The 14612-nt window shown below is 54.7% G+C and carries 13 protein-coding genes; 5 read left to right on the forward strand and 8 right to left on the reverse strand.

From position 1 onward, the window contains the following. Positions 1-83: 83 nt before the first annotated feature. The 3 genes from NFC81_RS01335 (at position 84) to NFC81_RS01345 (ending at position 3056) form a co-directional block, all read left to right on the forward strand. A complete protein-coding gene (locus NFC81_RS01335) occupies positions 84-1079 on the forward strand; it encodes an aldo/keto reductase (protein WP_370529920.1) in 996 nt (331 codons plus the stop codon). Between the two features lie 257 nt (positions 1080-1336). Continuing rightward, positions 1337-2239, forward strand: coding sequence for a LysR family transcriptional regulator (locus tag NFC81_RS01340; RefSeq protein ID WP_304995739.1), 903 nt, complete (start codon positions 1337-1339; stop codon positions 2237-2239). A gap of 100 nt (positions 2240-2339) precedes the next feature. Continuing rightward, complete coding sequence (locus NFC81_RS01345) at positions 2340-3056, forward strand: alpha/beta fold hydrolase (RefSeq protein WP_304995740.1); 717 nt, start codon at positions 2340-2342, stop codon at positions 3054-3056. 94 nt (positions 3057-3150) lie between these two features. Here NFC81_RS01345 and NFC81_RS01350 read toward each other — a convergent pair whose 3' ends face one another. Genes NFC81_RS01350 through NFC81_RS01380 form a run of 7 tightly spaced genes read right to left on the reverse strand, consistent with a single transcriptional unit; the run spans position 3151 to position 9704 of the window. Then, positions 3151-4098, reverse strand: coding sequence for a Gfo/Idh/MocA family oxidoreductase (locus NFC81_RS01350; RefSeq protein WP_304995741.1), 948 nt, complete (start codon positions 4096-4098; stop codon positions 3151-3153). A gap of 48 nt (positions 4099-4146) precedes the next feature. Beyond that, on the reverse strand, positions 4147-5061 hold the full coding sequence (locus tag NFC81_RS01355) for a DUF1932 domain-containing protein (protein ID WP_304995742.1): 915 nt from the start codon (positions 5059-5061) through the stop codon (positions 4147-4149). Positions 5062-5084: 23 nt separating this feature from the next. Next, positions 5085-6140, reverse strand: a complete 1056-nt coding sequence (locus NFC81_RS01360; protein WP_304995743.1) for a 4-oxalomesaconate tautomerase — start codon at positions 6138-6140, stop codon at positions 5085-5087. Beyond that, complete coding sequence (locus NFC81_RS01365) at positions 6133-6810, reverse strand: 4-carboxy-4-hydroxy-2-oxoadipate aldolase/oxaloacetate decarboxylase (RefSeq protein ID WP_370529921.1); 678 nt, start codon at positions 6808-6810, stop codon at positions 6133-6135. Before NFC81_RS01365 ends, NFC81_RS01360 begins: the two co-directional genes overlap by 8 nt. Positions 6811-6832: 22 nt before the next feature. Beyond that, positions 6833-8122 carry a TRAP transporter large permease gene (locus NFC81_RS01370; protein WP_304995745.1) on the reverse strand — a complete coding sequence of 430 codons (1290 nt, stop codon included), beginning with the start codon at positions 8120-8122 and terminating at the stop codon, positions 6833-6835. Continuing rightward, on the reverse strand, positions 8119-8652 hold the full coding sequence (locus NFC81_RS01375; protein ID WP_304995746.1) for a TRAP transporter small permease subunit: 534 nt from the start codon (positions 8650-8652) through the stop codon (positions 8119-8121). The genes NFC81_RS01370 and NFC81_RS01375 overlap by 4 nt, the downstream gene beginning before the upstream one ends. Positions 8653-8678: 26 nt before the next feature. Next, positions 8679-9704, reverse strand: coding sequence for a TRAP transporter substrate-binding protein (locus tag NFC81_RS01380; RefSeq protein ID WP_304995747.1), 1026 nt, complete (start codon positions 9702-9704; stop codon positions 8679-8681). Positions 9705-9993: 289 nt separating this feature from the next. Between NFC81_RS01380 and NFC81_RS01385 the strand changes: the two genes are divergently transcribed. Together NFC81_RS01385 and NFC81_RS01390 are read left to right on the forward strand one after the other, a co-directional pair. Continuing rightward, positions 9994-11217, forward strand: a complete 1224-nt coding sequence (locus NFC81_RS01385) for a LysR family transcriptional regulator (protein WP_304995748.1) — start codon at positions 9994-9996, stop codon at positions 11215-11217. Between the two features lie 127 nt (positions 11218-11344). Continuing rightward, positions 11345-13666 (forward strand): methyl-accepting chemotaxis protein, encoded by a 2322-nt coding sequence (locus tag NFC81_RS01390; RefSeq protein ID WP_304995749.1) that lies wholly within the window; start codon positions 11345-11347, stop codon positions 13664-13666. 104 nt (positions 13667-13770) lie between these two features. Here NFC81_RS01390 and NFC81_RS01395 read toward each other — a convergent pair whose 3' ends face one another. Continuing rightward, entirely contained in the window at positions 13771-14445 is a 675-nt protein-coding gene (locus tag NFC81_RS01395) for a glutathione S-transferase (RefSeq protein WP_304995750.1), read from the reverse strand. Positions 14446-14612: the final 167 nt, after the last annotated feature.

Raw genomic sequence — 14612 nt, forward strand, 5'->3', positions numbered from 1 at the left:
CACTCCGTACCACCTATGGAACAGTAGGCTGCGTTAACATGGCGGCGTCAAAATTCTCCACGTTCATTCAAAAGGGCACCACCATGGCATCGTCACCACAATCGTTAGCGCATACTCACCGGGTTGGCCTCGGCTGCATGAATCTGTCGCACGCTTACGGTGTGCCACCGTCTGAAGCCGAAGGCATTGCCTTACTGAACCGCGCATTGGATTTGGGCTATAACCATTTGGACACCGCAGCGCTGTATGGTTTCGGCGCGAACGAAAGCCTGCTGGGTAAGGCGGTGATGCAACGCCGCAATGAATTCTATCTGGCCAGCAAGTGCGGCATGTTCAAGGGTGCGGACGGCAAGCGCGAGATCAATGGACGCCCAGAGATGCTGCGCCAGACTTGTGATGACGCCTTGCAGCGCTTGGGTACGGATTTCATTGATCTCTACTACTTGCACCGCTGGGACAAACGCGTACCCATTGAAGAAAGTGTGGGAGCACTGGCCGACTTGAAGCAAGCGGGCAAAATTGGTGCGATTGGGCTGTCGGAAGTCTCGGCCGCGACCTTGCGTAAGGCACATCGAGAGCACCCGATTGCCGCTGTGCAAACAGAATATTCCTTGTGGACGCGGAACGCCGAAATCGCCGTGCTACAAGCCTGCCGTGAGCTCGGCGCGACCTTTGTGGCGTTCAGCCCGGTCGCGCGGGGGGTGTTGACGGACCACCTGCCCGACGTGGACGCGCTGCCCGCCAATGACTTGCGCCGAAATATGCCACGCTTTCAAGCGGAGCACTACGCTGTTAATCGTCAGTGTGCCGAAGCCGTGCAGCAACTGGCGCGAGAGCAGGGCTGTAGCACCGCTCAACTGGCGCTGGCCTGGTTGTTACACCAAGACCCGACACTGGTGGTGATTCCTGGCACGACCTCTTTGCGCCATCTTGAAGATAACGTACGGGCTGCGGAGATAGTCTTGTCGGCTGACATGTTGCAATGCCTCGACAGCGCCATGAATCAGCACAACGTCAGTGGCCCGCGCTATAACGCAGTGACGCAAGCAGAGATTGATACTGAAGAGTTTGTTGAATAACTGCTTAGTCCGCCCCTCCATGGGCATTACTGGCAACTGCTCCCTGCGTTGCCAGCATATATGGCCAGGACGGCCAGTATGCCGAGAATGCAGGAGCAATTCCCGGTCCGCCCCTCCATGGGCATAAAAAAAGCCAGCGTGAGCTGGCTGAAAGAACAACGCAATCCAATCGACAGTGCGCTGTCACATGAACAATGACAAACAGCATAAATAAAGGCAGAATCTGGAACAATACATTCTAACAGGATGATTCGTTCATGAAGTGGAACATAGCTGATTTGCCGATTTTTGCTGCTGTGGTAGAACACCAAGGTATTTCATCGGCGGCGCGGGCCCTGCGCATGCCAAAAAGTAGCGTGAGTCGATTTGTGCAGCGGCTCGAAGATGACTTGCAGGTGCGCTTGCTGGATCGTAACTCACGGCACGTGCATACCACTGCTGAAGGCGAGGTGTTTTATAAGCACTGCAAGCTGATATTAGAGCAGGTGGAAGCGGCGGATGCGCATATGAATGGCATCACCAATCAGCCCAATGGTTTGTTGACTGTTTCTTTGCCCATGGCGTTCAGTCGCGAAATCGTCGCTGGCCACCTGCACCGTTTCCGCAATGCCTACCCTGACGTTGAATTGAATATTCAGATTACCCCCAATCAGGTGAATCTGCTGGGTGACCACATCGACGTGGCGGTGCAAGTCGGTGAATTACCTGATTCTGATTTGATTGCCATAACTCTGTTTGAGACGCCGCTGGTGTGGGTGGCGAGTCCGGCTTTTTTGAAAACCATTGCCTTTCCGCGTTCGTTAGAAGAGCTGACCGAGAACGTCTATATCTGTGAGCAGCGTTACCACAATAAGCCGCTGACGGTGCGTCATGGTGATCAACGTCATGCCTTAAACGTGGGTGGTGAGATAGAGACAACCGATCCCATCATGGTGCGTGACACCGTCATCGCCGGTGCGGGGATCGCTTTACTGCCGTACATCTACGTGCGTGACCAGATCGCCCAAGGCAAGTTGCGTCAGGTTGGGCACGACTGGGCGGTAGAGCCTTTGGCTAAGGCCTCGGCGGTTTACACCAGTCGTCGTATGTTGAGTGCGCGCACGCGGGTGTTCATTGATTTTCTGAAAACGTTGACCGACGAAGCCCTGGCTGAAAAGTAACCCGTTGTTGGAACGCATTGTCCGGCGGCAGAAGGGTGACGACCCGTGCGTTATGATCGTTAATACAGGTTGGTGATTAGCGAAATAAGGGGATAGGTTTATGAAATCAGCCTTGATGATGTTGCCCGGCCTGCTGTGCGATCAAAAGGTATGGGAACCGCAGATCGACGCCCTGCAGGCAGATATGGACTGCCGAGCGGTGTGCTATGATGTTGCCGTTTCCTTGCCTGATATGGCGCGTGAAGTCCTCAGGGTCGCCCCTAAGCGCTTTTCTGTCGTGGGGCATTCCATGGGAGGGCGTGTGGCTATGGAAGTGCTGCGCCTAGCGCCAGAGCGTATCGAATGCGCCATTTTCATGGATACGGGGTACAAAGCTGTAGCCGACGGCGCTGTGGGCGAGCAGGAAATAGCGGGTCGGATGCGCTTGGTAAAAATGGCGCAAGAGCAGGGTATGCGGGTGATGGGTCAAGACTGGCTGCAGGGCATGGTGCACCCGGAGCGGCGGCGGGATACGCAACTCTGCACCGATATTCTGGATATGATCAGCAGCAAAACCCCGGCCTTATTTCAGCGCCAGATCAATGCCTTGATATTACGCCCTGATGCCACCGACGTGCTGCGCAGCATACAATGTCCTACATTATTCGTGACGGGACGGCAGGATGCTTGGAGCCCGGTTGCACAACATCAAGAGATGGCCGACTTGGTGCCGGGTAGTCAGATGATGGTCATTGAAGACGCGGGCCACATGAGCACCATGGAACAGCCGGAAGCAGTCACTCAGGTACTGCGTGATTTTCTGCTGGCCCATTCGTAGCCTGTCTGCTGTCGCACGCACCGTAGCGCGGGTATGCTCTTATCACAAAAGCACCCGCGACATTTTGGCAGGCGCTCTTATGATGAGAGTGCCCCTAGGCGTCGAGCAATTGTTCAAGCTTATGCAGGCTTTCCATGGCGCCGAGCGCTTGGGCCACACTGGCGTTTGGCTCGCGGCCTTCTAGAATGGCACTGAAAAACTCGCGGTCTTGCAGTTCAATGCCGTTGTTGGAAACCGCCACGCCACTCAAATCGATCGGGTTTTCATGACCGTCGACCAAGTCATCGTAACGCGCAATATACGTACCCTTGTCACAGATGTAGCGGAAGAAAGTGCCAAACGGGCCCTCGTTGTTGAATGAAAGCGACAAGGTGCAGATGGCGCCCGACGGCACTTTCATGCCAATACTCATGTCCATGGCAATCCCCAGCTCAGGATGCATAGGGCCCTGCAGGGCTTGCAGTTTGTTGGCACGCTCACCGGTTTGATACTGAAACAGGTCAACCGTGTGGCAGGCGTGGTGCCACAGCAGGTGGTCAGTCCAGCTCCGTGGCTCGCCCTTGGCGTTGGTGTTGGTGCGGCGGAAGAAATAGGTTTGCACGTCCATCTGTTGAATCTTCAACTCGCCCGCTTGGATTTTGTCGTGTATCCATTGGTGGCTGGGATTAAAACGGCGCGTGTGCCCGGCCATCGCGACCATGCCGGTTTCCTGCTGCACGCGCACCACTTCACGTGAATCTTCGATGTTGTCTGCCATCGGAATTTCCACCATCACATGCTTACCCGCTTTCATACAGGCAATGGCTTGGCTGGCGTGCAACTGAGTTGGGGTGGCCAAAATCACGGCATCCAGTTCGGGCTGGGCCAATGCCTCGTCTAACGAGGTGTAGGCATGGGGAATGCCGCGCTCTTGCGCGAAAGTAGTTATCTTGGCTGATTCAACGCCCACGACCGATAGCACCTCAATGCCTTCGATGTTCGAAATGGCATCGAGATGCTTCATACCAAAGGCGCCAGCGGCACCGGCTACACATACTTTCATGTTCGTTCTCCTTAAAGGGTTAGCGATTTGGCCTGTTGCTCATAAGCATCAGGGCTTAATTACGGGCCGCTCGTATGGCTTCAGAGCGAAGGCGTCCAGCAGCTCGTCGGCGGCTGTCGCATAGTCATCTTCGCGTGCTTTGACTCCTGACTCCGCCAAGCGGCGCTGCCAACGCACAGTGGTTGCTGATAATTTCTCCGGTATGCCCAAGTGGTCAAGAAAGGCACACACTTCTTCCATCTCGGCCGCACGGCGTTCGCCATGCAGGGTCATGCGTTCAAGGTTATAGCCCGCGCGTTTGGCCCAATGATAGCCGGGGGTAGAGGCTTCCAGCGAAGCAAATACCTGCTGGTCGACACCGGCTAAGCGACCCGCCAACGTACATTCGGCAAACAACGCCTCCATACCTTTCACCATGATGCTGCGGACCATTTTGATGGCCGACGCCGTACCCACCGGGCCGGGTTCCACTGTGGCGTTCATATTCAACTGTGTTAATAAGGTCTGGGCGACAGTGCTGTACTCACCACTCAACAGCATGGGCGTCTTATTGCGTGCTGGCAATACAGGTGACATTACTGCCACATCCACATAGTGCGCTCCGGCCTCCGTGATTACTTGATCGGCAGCTTGTTTGGTGTGTGGCGCACAGGAATTGCAGTCAAGAAAGAAGGCGCCCGCCTGTATCAATTCGGCAACCTCGAGGGCGGCGGGATAAGCCTGGTCTGCGGTCACTACTGACCATACTATGTCCGCCCCCTTGAGCGCGGTTGGCAAGTCGTCACAGCATTCAACATCGTATGCGGCACAGGTTGCCATCACGTCAGCGCGTTGCTCGCCCATCACTTTGAGATCAAACGCTCTAACAGTGTCTAATCCCGAACGATCCATCCGGCTAACAAAGGCCTGTGCTGCTTCACCAAAGCCAATAAATGTCAGTGTATGCGCCTGATCGTGGAGCATGATTCCGGTCCTCTGCCTGATGCTTAGCCAAAAACTGTGCCGTCAAACAGCTTGCGCGCGGTGCGCAAAATTCCGGCCCCCTTCATTTGCCCATCGTCGTCGCGTGTCAACACCACTGTGGTTTTACCGATGGGGTGTTCAACGTCAATGGTTAAACGACGCTCGCTACCGACCGATGAAAACTCTGCGGCGATGCTCCCCGGAATAGCACAGGCAGTCGCCACAGAAACGGCCCCCAGCACTCCGATGGAGGCATGACAGCGGTGCGGAATAAAAGTGCGCGTCGACAATGCTCCACCGTTAAGCGCTGCGCTTACGAGGGTCATTTTCGGAACGGTTTTATCGGTAACGTCGGCCAGATTCATAATGTAGCCCGCTTGCAGACGAATGGCTTCCAAGCGTTTTTTAAGCGTTAGGTTAGCGTCAAGATCCTCACGGGATTCCTGTCCAGAGATGCCCAGATCATTCGCTCGCAGCAACACCGTGGGCATGCCGTTGTCGATACAGGTAACCCAGGTACCGTCGATCAAGTCGCGGACATTGCCGGTGGGCAATAACGCCCCGCAGCTTGAGCCTGCCACATCTTGAAACTCAATCAGCACGGGCGCGGCCGTGCCGGGTACGCCATCTATATCGGCATTGCCCGTGTACGTCACCATACCGTTCGGTGTTTGTACCGTAGCGACAGCGATTTGCTGGGTGTTTTCCATATAGATGGCCACATCGGTTTCGTCGCCTTGCGGTTTGATCAAGCCGCGCTCGATGGCGAATGGGCCAACACCCGCCAACATATTGCCGCAATTTTGCGCATCGCTGACCAAGGCTTGGTCAACGTACACCTGCAAAAATAAGTAATTCACATCTGCGCCGGGTTGCGATGAACGGCTCACCACCGCGACCTTGGAGGTCAATGGGTCTGCGCCGCCCATGCCGTCAATCTGGCGCTCGTCCGGTGAGCCCATCACCCGTAACAAAAAAGCGTCACGCTGGACAATATCGGACGGGAGGTCTTCTGCTAGGAAAAAAGCCCCCTTTGACGTACCACCACGCATCCACATGCAAGTCGCGGTACTAGACATATTTCAAGCCTCGTTCCGCTAGACGTCCGCGCATGTCGTAGATGTCCAAACCCAGTTCCCCTGCGGCAAGACGCAGGCGCTTCTCTTCTTCCAGCGCCATACGTTTCTCGGCTTTTACCACGACGTCAGCGGCTTCGTCGCGGCGGACGACACACACACCGTCGTCGTCAGCAACGATGATGTCGCCGGGATTCACCAGTTCACCGGCACAGACGATAGGAACGTTTACTGAGCCCAGTGTTTCTTTCACCGTACCTTGGGCGAAAATAGCCTTTGACCACACCGGAAAGTGCATGGCGGTGAGGTCACGAATATCCCGTACACCGGCGTCAATGATCAAGCCCCGACATCCCCGCGCTTGCGCAGACGTCGCGAGCAAATCACCAAAATAACCGGCATTGGACGGCGAGGTCGGCGCCAGCACGAGGATGTCGCCTTCTTGCAGTTGCTCGATAGCCACATGCACCATCCAGTTATCGCACGGTGCTGCGGATATGGTCACCGCCGAGGCGGCTACGGCAGCGCCACTGTAGATAGGGCGCATGTAATCAGCCAATAAGCCTTTACGGCCTTGGGCCTCATGCACCGTAGCGACGCCACACTTAGCCAGCCGATCGATGACCTCGGCGTCAGCGCGTTCGATATTCTGTACCACTACGTTTTGTACCACGGCGTTCATGATTATGTCCTTCCTATCCAATGAGTCCGAGTGCCAATACCGGGAAAGCGATCAGCAGCACCAGACGAATGATGTCGGTAATCACAAAGGGAATAACCCCTTTAAAGATGTCTGTAAGCTTGATGTGCGGTGCCACCGACTTAATCACAAAGACGTTCATGCCGATGGGCGGTGTAATCAGGCCCAGCTCCACCGTAATAACGGTCACGATACCGAACCAAATGGGATCAAAGCCCGCTTGCATCGCCAGCGGAAACACGATGGGCACGGTCAGCAGCAGCATTGCAATGCTGTCCATGACCATACCCAGTAGAACGTACAGAAGCAGAATAGCCAGCAACACCATAAAGGGTGTCAGGTCCATGGCGGAGACGATCTCTACGAGCGTGAAAGACACCCGTGATACCGACAGAAAATAACCAAATATTTCGGCGCCGATGACCATAAAGAAGATCATCGCGGAAACAACCAGCGTTTCCCGCACGGCGTCAACGAAGTCGCGCCACGTCATACCACGAAACAGGGCAATGATCAGCGCACCGAAGGCGCCCACCGAGGCCGCTTCTGTCGGTGTAAAAATGCCACCGTAGATACCGCCGATGATCAAAGCAAAAATAAAGCCGAACGGCACTAACCCTTTCAGTCCAGCCAGTTTTTGCATTACTGTGGTGGCTTCACCTGGGGTGGCCAAGTCAGGGCGCAAGGCAACGACCACCGCAATGGCGACCAAATACAACACCAAGCCAATAATCCCCGGAATGATGCCTGCGATGAACATATCGCCGACCGATTGCTCCGTGATCAGGGCGTAGAGCAACAAGGCAATAGACGGCGGTATCATGATGCCTAACGTGCCACCTGCCGCAATGGTGCCGGATGCCAGCGAGTCAGCGTAGCCCTGACGTTTCATCTCGGGCAGGGCTACCTTAGACATGCTGGCCGCCGTTGCTAAAGATGAGCCAGAGATGGCTGAGAAGACGCCGCACGACGTCACTGCCGCCAAGGCCATGCCGCCGCGCCACGCACCGAAGAGCGTACGCGCGCCGTTGAACAATTCCGACGACATTCGAGCTTTAGACGCCAAAACGCCCATCAACACAAACATGGGGATGGGGCTGTAGCTGTAGTTGGTCAGCGTATTAAGTGCACTGGTTTGTAAAATAGAGATTGCCGGATCAAAGGCGACAATCAGACCAAAGCCCATGAAACCGGTAACGGCCATTGCCATGGCAATGGGCATGCGCAGAGCAATCATACCCAGCATGCCCGCTACACAAAGAAAGCCTATAATTTGTGAGCTCATAAACGGTTTTCCTCTGGCCCGTGGGGCGTATTACCGCGCCCGGTGAAGTATTCCCACGTCACGGTCATGCCACGTACGCCCAGCATGACTGCACCCACTAAGGCCGCACCGTAGAAGTACGCCATGGGAATACCAAAATCTTGTGAGGTTTCGCCGGTCATTTGGACGCGCTGAATAGACTCCCAAAGACCTTTCGACAACACGAAACCAAAAACTCCGAAGAAGAATACGTAGAGGCCAGCCAGACGTTGCTTGTTGGCCTCACTGAGCTTGTCCGTAAACAAATCGACGATGACCTGCCCATCTTTAAGTGCGAAGGGCAGGGCGTAGATCATGCTGAGCAGTAGGCCATAGCGAACGATCTCATAACTGCCGCGGAAGGTCAGATCTATGGCGCCGCCGGTCATCCCAAACAGGGTTCGCGTCGCAACATCGGCTAATACAGCCAGCATTGAAAATACCAAGATCACACCTCCGGCCAGACTGAGCAAAAATGCCAGCGTTCTGACCGTATCTACGAATCGATTCACTATGCCCACGGTTCAGTTCTCCCCTATTAGGCAGCGCAGCTGTTGCGCAATTCCATCGCACGCTCGAATACTGCGCGACCCGGTAGGTTGCGATTCTCCAAGTCATTCAGGTACTGCTCACGCGCAGCATTGATGGCCGGAGCCCATGCTGGGTTGTTCACGCCACCCTCGATGTCGATAATGGTACGGCCCTTGGCTTGCGCATCAGCGATGCCAGCTTCATCCAAACGGTCGAAGACGCGACCACCGGTCATAGCCCACTCCATACCTGTATTGGCATCAATGACCGCACGGTTTTCCGCCGACAGGCTGTTGTACACCTGGCTGTTCATGGTCACGATAAAGGCAAGGGTGTACATGCCACCAATGCTGGTGTGTGAGTCCACCAATTCCGCCAAGCGAAATGCGATGGTGCCTTCCCATGGCAGCGCTACGCCATCAATCACGCCGCGCTGCATAGCGGTGTAGCTTTCTGGGGCTGGCATGCCGACTGGCTGCGCACCCAGTTGCTCAAGGATGTTACCCACTACTGTGGTAGGGCGACGGATGCGCAGGCCGCGCAGGTCTTCTGGAGTGCGGATTTCAGTGCCACGCACGTGGAACATGCCGGGGCCATGGGTGAACATGAACAAGGGTTTGGTGTCTGCATATTCGCGGTCCAAATGACCTTCGTCATACAGATTTTGTAAGATACAAGCACCTTGCGTACCACTGTCGCTCACACCGGGCAACTCAACAATTTGCGTCAACGGGAAGCGGTTCGCGGTATAGCCTTGTACCGTAGCAGTGATGTCCATGATGCGGTTACGCACTGCTTCATATTGCTCAGTAGGCGGTACCAAGGTGCCACCTGGATAGACTTCAACACGGATGCGACCGTTGGAATCGGCTTGGACCTTATCAGCCCATGCTTGCATTAGGTCAATGTGGTTACCAGACACGGCGGGCCACAGGTGGCCCATGCGCAGGGTGACTTGCTGGGCTTGTGCCGATACACTCACTAGGCTCGCTAAAAGAGTTATAGCACTTACTTTCTTCAAAAATCTCAACATTATGTTGTCCTCTTTATTTTTATAGAAATCTTCTCGATGCTGGCTATCCAAGTCGAGTTGATAGATTCAGAACAGCGGCTTACGTCGTCAAAAAGTGCCGGTTAATTGCAACTTTAGTGCGTAAATGTGGATAAAACGCAAAAAAACCAAAACGGGTACTTTTATCATTGTGGCTACCGTTCTAACTTTTACACGGTGCAGTATTCATATTGAGTGACAGCTGTACCATTTAGATTTACTTTATAAGATATTAAATTTTGTTATAGAGGTGGTTTTTAGGCCAAGCATCATGCCAGATCAAACACCGAATCTGCGGCACTTGCGTGCCTTTCAAGAGGTCGCGTTAGCGCACAGTATCAGTGCTGCAGCGGAACGTGTTTTTCTGTCTCAGTCGGCGCTGACGCAGGCCATTGCTAAGTTGGAGGCTGCTGTCGGTTGTTTGTTGTTTCACCGGCGTCACAATGGTTTGTTTCTCACGGAAGAAGGAAAACTTTTTGCCAAGCGAGTTCAGCGCTGCTTGAGCTTGCTGCAGCAAGGCGTGCGTGATGCCATGCGTGTGGGCGAGAAAAAACAGGCCGATCGGCGCGGAGGTGGAGAACCTGCCTTGTTGCTCACCAATGTACATTTACGGGCGCTGTTAGCATTGCAACACGCGCCCAGTTATTCAGGGGCAGCGCGCAGCATTGGTCTGTCTCAACCGGCGGTGTATCGAGCGGCTCGTGACCTGGAAGACAGCCTGAACTTGTTGTTGTTTGAGAAAACCAGCGTTGGTGTAGCGCTGACCCGCGCCGCCGAACGCTTGACGCGGTACACCCGGCTGGCGTTGAAAGAGATTACCCAAGGCTATGACGAGTTAAGCAGTCTCTCTGGAACCGATTCTACAACCATTGTCGTGGGCTCCATGCCGCTGGCGCGTACCTATATTTTGCCCTCTGCCATTAACCGTATTACGCAACTTAAGCCTGATTTACGCATCAGTGTGGTTGAAGGCCCTTACGACGATCTTTTACATCGTTTGTTGTACGGTGAAGTTGATTTGTTGATTGGTGCCTTGCGTGATCCAGCGCCCACCAATGATGTGGTGCAGGAAGCCTTGTTCGACACCTCCATTTCTGTGGTGGGACGAAACGGTCACCCATTGGCCGCACGCACAGGCTTGACGGTGGCCGACCTTAAGGGCTATCGCTGGGTCGTGCCACGCAGTGGAACACCGGCTCGTTCACAGTTTGACCGCGTGTTTGTTGATGCCGACCCAGATGTATTGCATGGCTTGGTAGAATGCAGCTCACAGATCGTAGTCCGTGAACTTCTGACCGGCAGTGACCGTTTGACCTTCATTTCCAGCCACCAAATTCAGCACGAGCAGGAGGAGGGTATTCTGACCGTGCTCGACACCGACATTCCAGCAACGCGACGCCCCATAGGTCTTACCCTGCGTACCGGTTGGCACCCGACGCCGACACAGCGGCTTTTTGTGTCCATCATCAAGTCGTTGAGTGAGCAGGTGAGTTAACGCTTTGCGCAGAGGGCGAGCCGGTTATGCTGAATTGGTATAACAGCTAGTGGCTTGACGGCCTGTTTACGGTTGCCTAAGTCAGCATACAGTGACGCGCTCGTTCGTTTGTTCGGAGCGTAAGCCCATGAATATCAAAACCAAGGTTACCCTCGGAGCCATCTTATTAACCGCTGTCCCGGTCGTGATCAGTGTGATACTCATTGGTGCAGTGGCTTCGTCAGCTGGCAGCTCCGCACTGCGCGCTCAAGTGGAGGCTCAACTGGTGGCCTTAAGGGAAACCAAGCGAGCGCAAGTAGAAGACTACATGGCAAACACACGGGATCAAGTGTTGAGTCAGTCGGCAAACACCAACCTGATTGACCTAATGATGGAAATGGCGAGCAGTGCACGTAACGTCGCCGACTCGCATCGCAATAATATGGACACCTACCGCGAAGCGGTGGCCAGTTTTTACGAAGGTGAATTCGCGGCTTATTACCGAACCCTGAATAATGGTCGCACGCTCAGCGCTGCCCTGTACCATCAAAGTTTGGATAACACCGCGACCTTTTTACAGTATGCCTACATGGTCGATTCCGAGTATCCCATCGGTCAGAAAAACGAACTGGTGCGGTCCCGCACGATCAGCTCATACGACTTTATGCACCGTGGATTGCACAGTTATTTGAATGACTTTGTGCAGCGCTTTGGCTATGCCGATTTGTATTTGGTGGCAGAAGATGGCTTGGTCTTTTATTCCGTGCAAAAGAACATTGATTTCGGCATAAACCTGAACGAACAATTCAGTACCAGTGGCTTAGCGAGGGTTCATCAACAGGTGATGGCGGGTGACCGTGGCGAAACCTACAGTGAAGACTTCAGTGCTTATGCCCCGCTCTATGACCTTCCTACTGCGTTCATTGGGACACAAGTCTATCGGCGTGACAGCGGCGAGCGGCTTGGCTCGTTGGTGCTTGCGTTGTCGGAGCAGCCGTTGAATCAGATCATGACCAACGGGCAGGCATGGGCCGAGACGGGTTTTGGGCAGACGGGTGAGACGATACTGGTTGGGCGTGATGGCGTGACGCGTAGCTTAAGCCGCGCTTTTGCCGAGCAGCCGACTGCATTTCTCCGTGATCTGCATGCTACAGGCCTAGATACTGCCGTGCTTGAGGATATGCAAGCGCGCGGGACCAATGTAGGCCTCCTGCCGTTGCAGCGTCGCGGTATCGCTCATGCGGCCAATGGTGACAGTGGTGTTGCATCATTGGTAGATATGCACGGCGAAGCGCTGCTGTCGGCCTATGCGCCCGTGTCGGTACAGGGCTTAGAATGGGTGGTGTTGAGCGAGATCAGCGAGCGAGAAGCCTTTGCGGACATTCGTGGCTTATTGGCTTCCATTCGAAACAACGCCTTCATCTTGGTCAGTATCATGATGGTCGTCGCTGTAGTTGTAGGCCTGGTGTTTGCACGCAGTTTGGTTGCGCCTATTTTGGCGCTTGCTAAGACAATTCGTAGTATTGGTGATAGTGCCGATCTAACCTTGCGCACAAAAGTAAGAAGCACCGACGAAGTGGGTGCTATGGCGTTGTCATTGAATCAAACGCTGGATCGTATTCACCAAATGGTGACGGGAATGCGTGAATCAGCGGATCGCTTAACAGATGCGTCTGGTCATCTGGATACTGTTGCCAATGCAGCGCAGCAAGTGGTCGCAACGCAGCAGGCACAGTCGGGCCAAATCGCCAGCGCCACGGTGGAAATGCAGGCCGTGGTGCATGATGTGGCGAACAATGCGAATAAGGCCTCGGAAGCAGCTCGCAATGCCGATGAGTCGTCGACTGCCGGGCAGGCGCTGATGAATGACGGGCGTCAGGCGATGCGTAATCTGGAACGTGAATTGACGGATACGGCCAGTTTAGTGCAGCGTGTCGAGTCCGATGCGAGCAATATCGGACAGGTGTTGGATGTCATTCGCGCCATCGCCGAACAGACCAATTTGTTGGCGTTGAACGCCGCCATTGAATCCGCGCGTGCTGGTGAAGTGGGGCGTGGGTTTGCCGTGGTGGCGGACGAGGTGCGCATGTTGGCGGGTCGCACGCAGAAGTCGTTGGATGATATTCATGACCTAGTGGAGCAATTGCAATCGGGCGCAAAGGATGCGGCGCGGGCGATGAATCAAAGCCAAACGGGTTCGCAGTTGACGATGGAAAAGTTAGAGTCGGCCGGGCAAGCCTTTGATGAGATTCGCAGTGCCGTGGCGGAGATCAGTGCGATGAATGTGCAGATTGCGGACGCCGCGGGGCAGCAAAGCCAAGCGGCCGATGAGATCAATCGCAGTATCATGCAGTTGACGGAACTGACGGAGACCAGCAGCGATAACAGCCGTTTAACATCCGACGCCGGAAAAGGGGTGTCGCAAGTGTCGGCGGATATTCGTCAGTGGGTCGATCAGTTTAGAACCTGATGGTGGTGTGGGGGCGCAGCCCTCTGGTCAATCGTAGGGCGGCGTGTTTACACCCACCGCCGGAATACGGTCATACCCAAGGCGGCAGATGGCTTCCCTAGCCTTTATTGCTCACCCGCTTGATCATACTGCGGCATGCTCCACGTTTCGGCCTGTGCTGCGGCCAGCCATTCCTGCATGGCGGGTAGCGCATACATCGCCTCACTCCACGCTGCATATTCATCCGATACCGTTAAGCCGTAACCTCTCACCCGCCACATAACCGGCGCATACATGGCATCGACGATGCTGAATGCGCCACACAGAAATGCGCCTTCGTCTTTATGGTCTGCTTTCGCGGCAGCAAAACGTGCCCATAAGGCCGCCAAGCGGTTTAGGTCGCGTTGCACCGCATCGGTTATTACCAGAGCCGCCGCCTGTTTTTGTACCCGACAGTTCATTGGAAAGGTTTGCCGCAGGGCCATAAAGCCACTGTGCATTTCAGCGCTGGCACTGCGGGCAAGGGCGCGCAGTGTCACGTCGGTTGGCCACAGCGCACGTTCGGGAAACTGCTCGGCCAGATACTCGGCGATGGCCAAGCTGTCCCAGATTACACGCTTTTGGTCTAGCAATACCGGCACTCGGGCAGGTAAGTCATGTTGCGCAGCGAAGTCTTTAAGGTCGTTGTTGTGCGCAAAGGGCAGTAAGCGTTCATTAAAATCGATGCCGGCGACGCGCATCAGCAGCCATGGGCGCAATGACCAAGAGGAGTAGTTTTTATAAGCGATGACCAGTTCCATAAGGGTTTCGATGCGGTTGTTAGTTCCTGTTCAGATTATGTCCGTGACAGCGACAATAAAAGCGAAATAGATGTGACTGGCGCGCCTTTTCACTTCTTCTCCGCGCTGGCGTACCCGAAAGCACGCACGCCATCGCCTAATCTGCAGGCATTGTGGGAGGTAATAGC

Origin of the sequence: Salinispirillum sp. LH 10-3-1 (assembly GCF_030643825.1) — a bacterium.
In the GTDB taxonomy this organism is placed as follows: domain Bacteria; phylum Pseudomonadota; class Gammaproteobacteria; order Pseudomonadales; family Natronospirillaceae; genus Salinispirillum.

Coding starts and splice junctions, on each gene's coding strand:
- NFC81_RS01335 (WP_370529920.1), top strand. CDS start 84: ATGGCATCGTCACCACAATCGTTAGCGCATACTCACCGGGTTGGCCTC.
- NFC81_RS01340 (WP_304995739.1), top strand. CDS start 1,337: ATGAAGTGGAACATAGCTGATTTGCCGATTTTTGCTGCTGTGGTAGAA.
- NFC81_RS01345 (WP_304995740.1), top strand. CDS start 2,340: ATGAAATCAGCCTTGATGATGTTGCCCGGCCTGCTGTGCGATCAAAAG.
- NFC81_RS01350 (WP_304995741.1), bottom strand. CDS start 4,098: ATGAAAGTATGTGTAGCCGGTGCCGCTGGCGCCTTTGGTATGAAGCAT.
- NFC81_RS01355 (WP_304995742.1), bottom strand. CDS start 5,061: ATGCTCCACGATCAGGCGCATACACTGACATTTATTGGCTTTGGTGAA.
- NFC81_RS01360 (WP_304995743.1), bottom strand. CDS start 6,140: ATGTCTAGTACCGCGACTTGCATGTGGATGCGTGGTGGTACGTCAAAG.
- NFC81_RS01370 (WP_304995745.1), bottom strand. CDS start 8,122: ATGAGCTCACAAATTATAGGCTTTCTTTGTGTAGCGGGCATGCTGGGT.
- NFC81_RS01380 (WP_304995747.1), bottom strand. CDS start 9,704: ATGTTGAGATTTTTGAAGAAAGTAAGTGCTATAACTCTTTTAGCGAGC.
- NFC81_RS01385 (WP_304995748.1), top strand. CDS start 9,994: ATGCCAGATCAAACACCGAATCTGCGGCACTTGCGTGCCTTTCAAGAG.
- NFC81_RS01390 (WP_304995749.1), top strand. CDS start 11,345: ATGAATATCAAAACCAAGGTTACCCTCGGAGCCATCTTATTAACCGCT.
- NFC81_RS01395 (WP_304995750.1), bottom strand. CDS start 14,445: ATGGAACTGGTCATCGCTTATAAAAACTACTCCTCTTGGTCATTGCGC.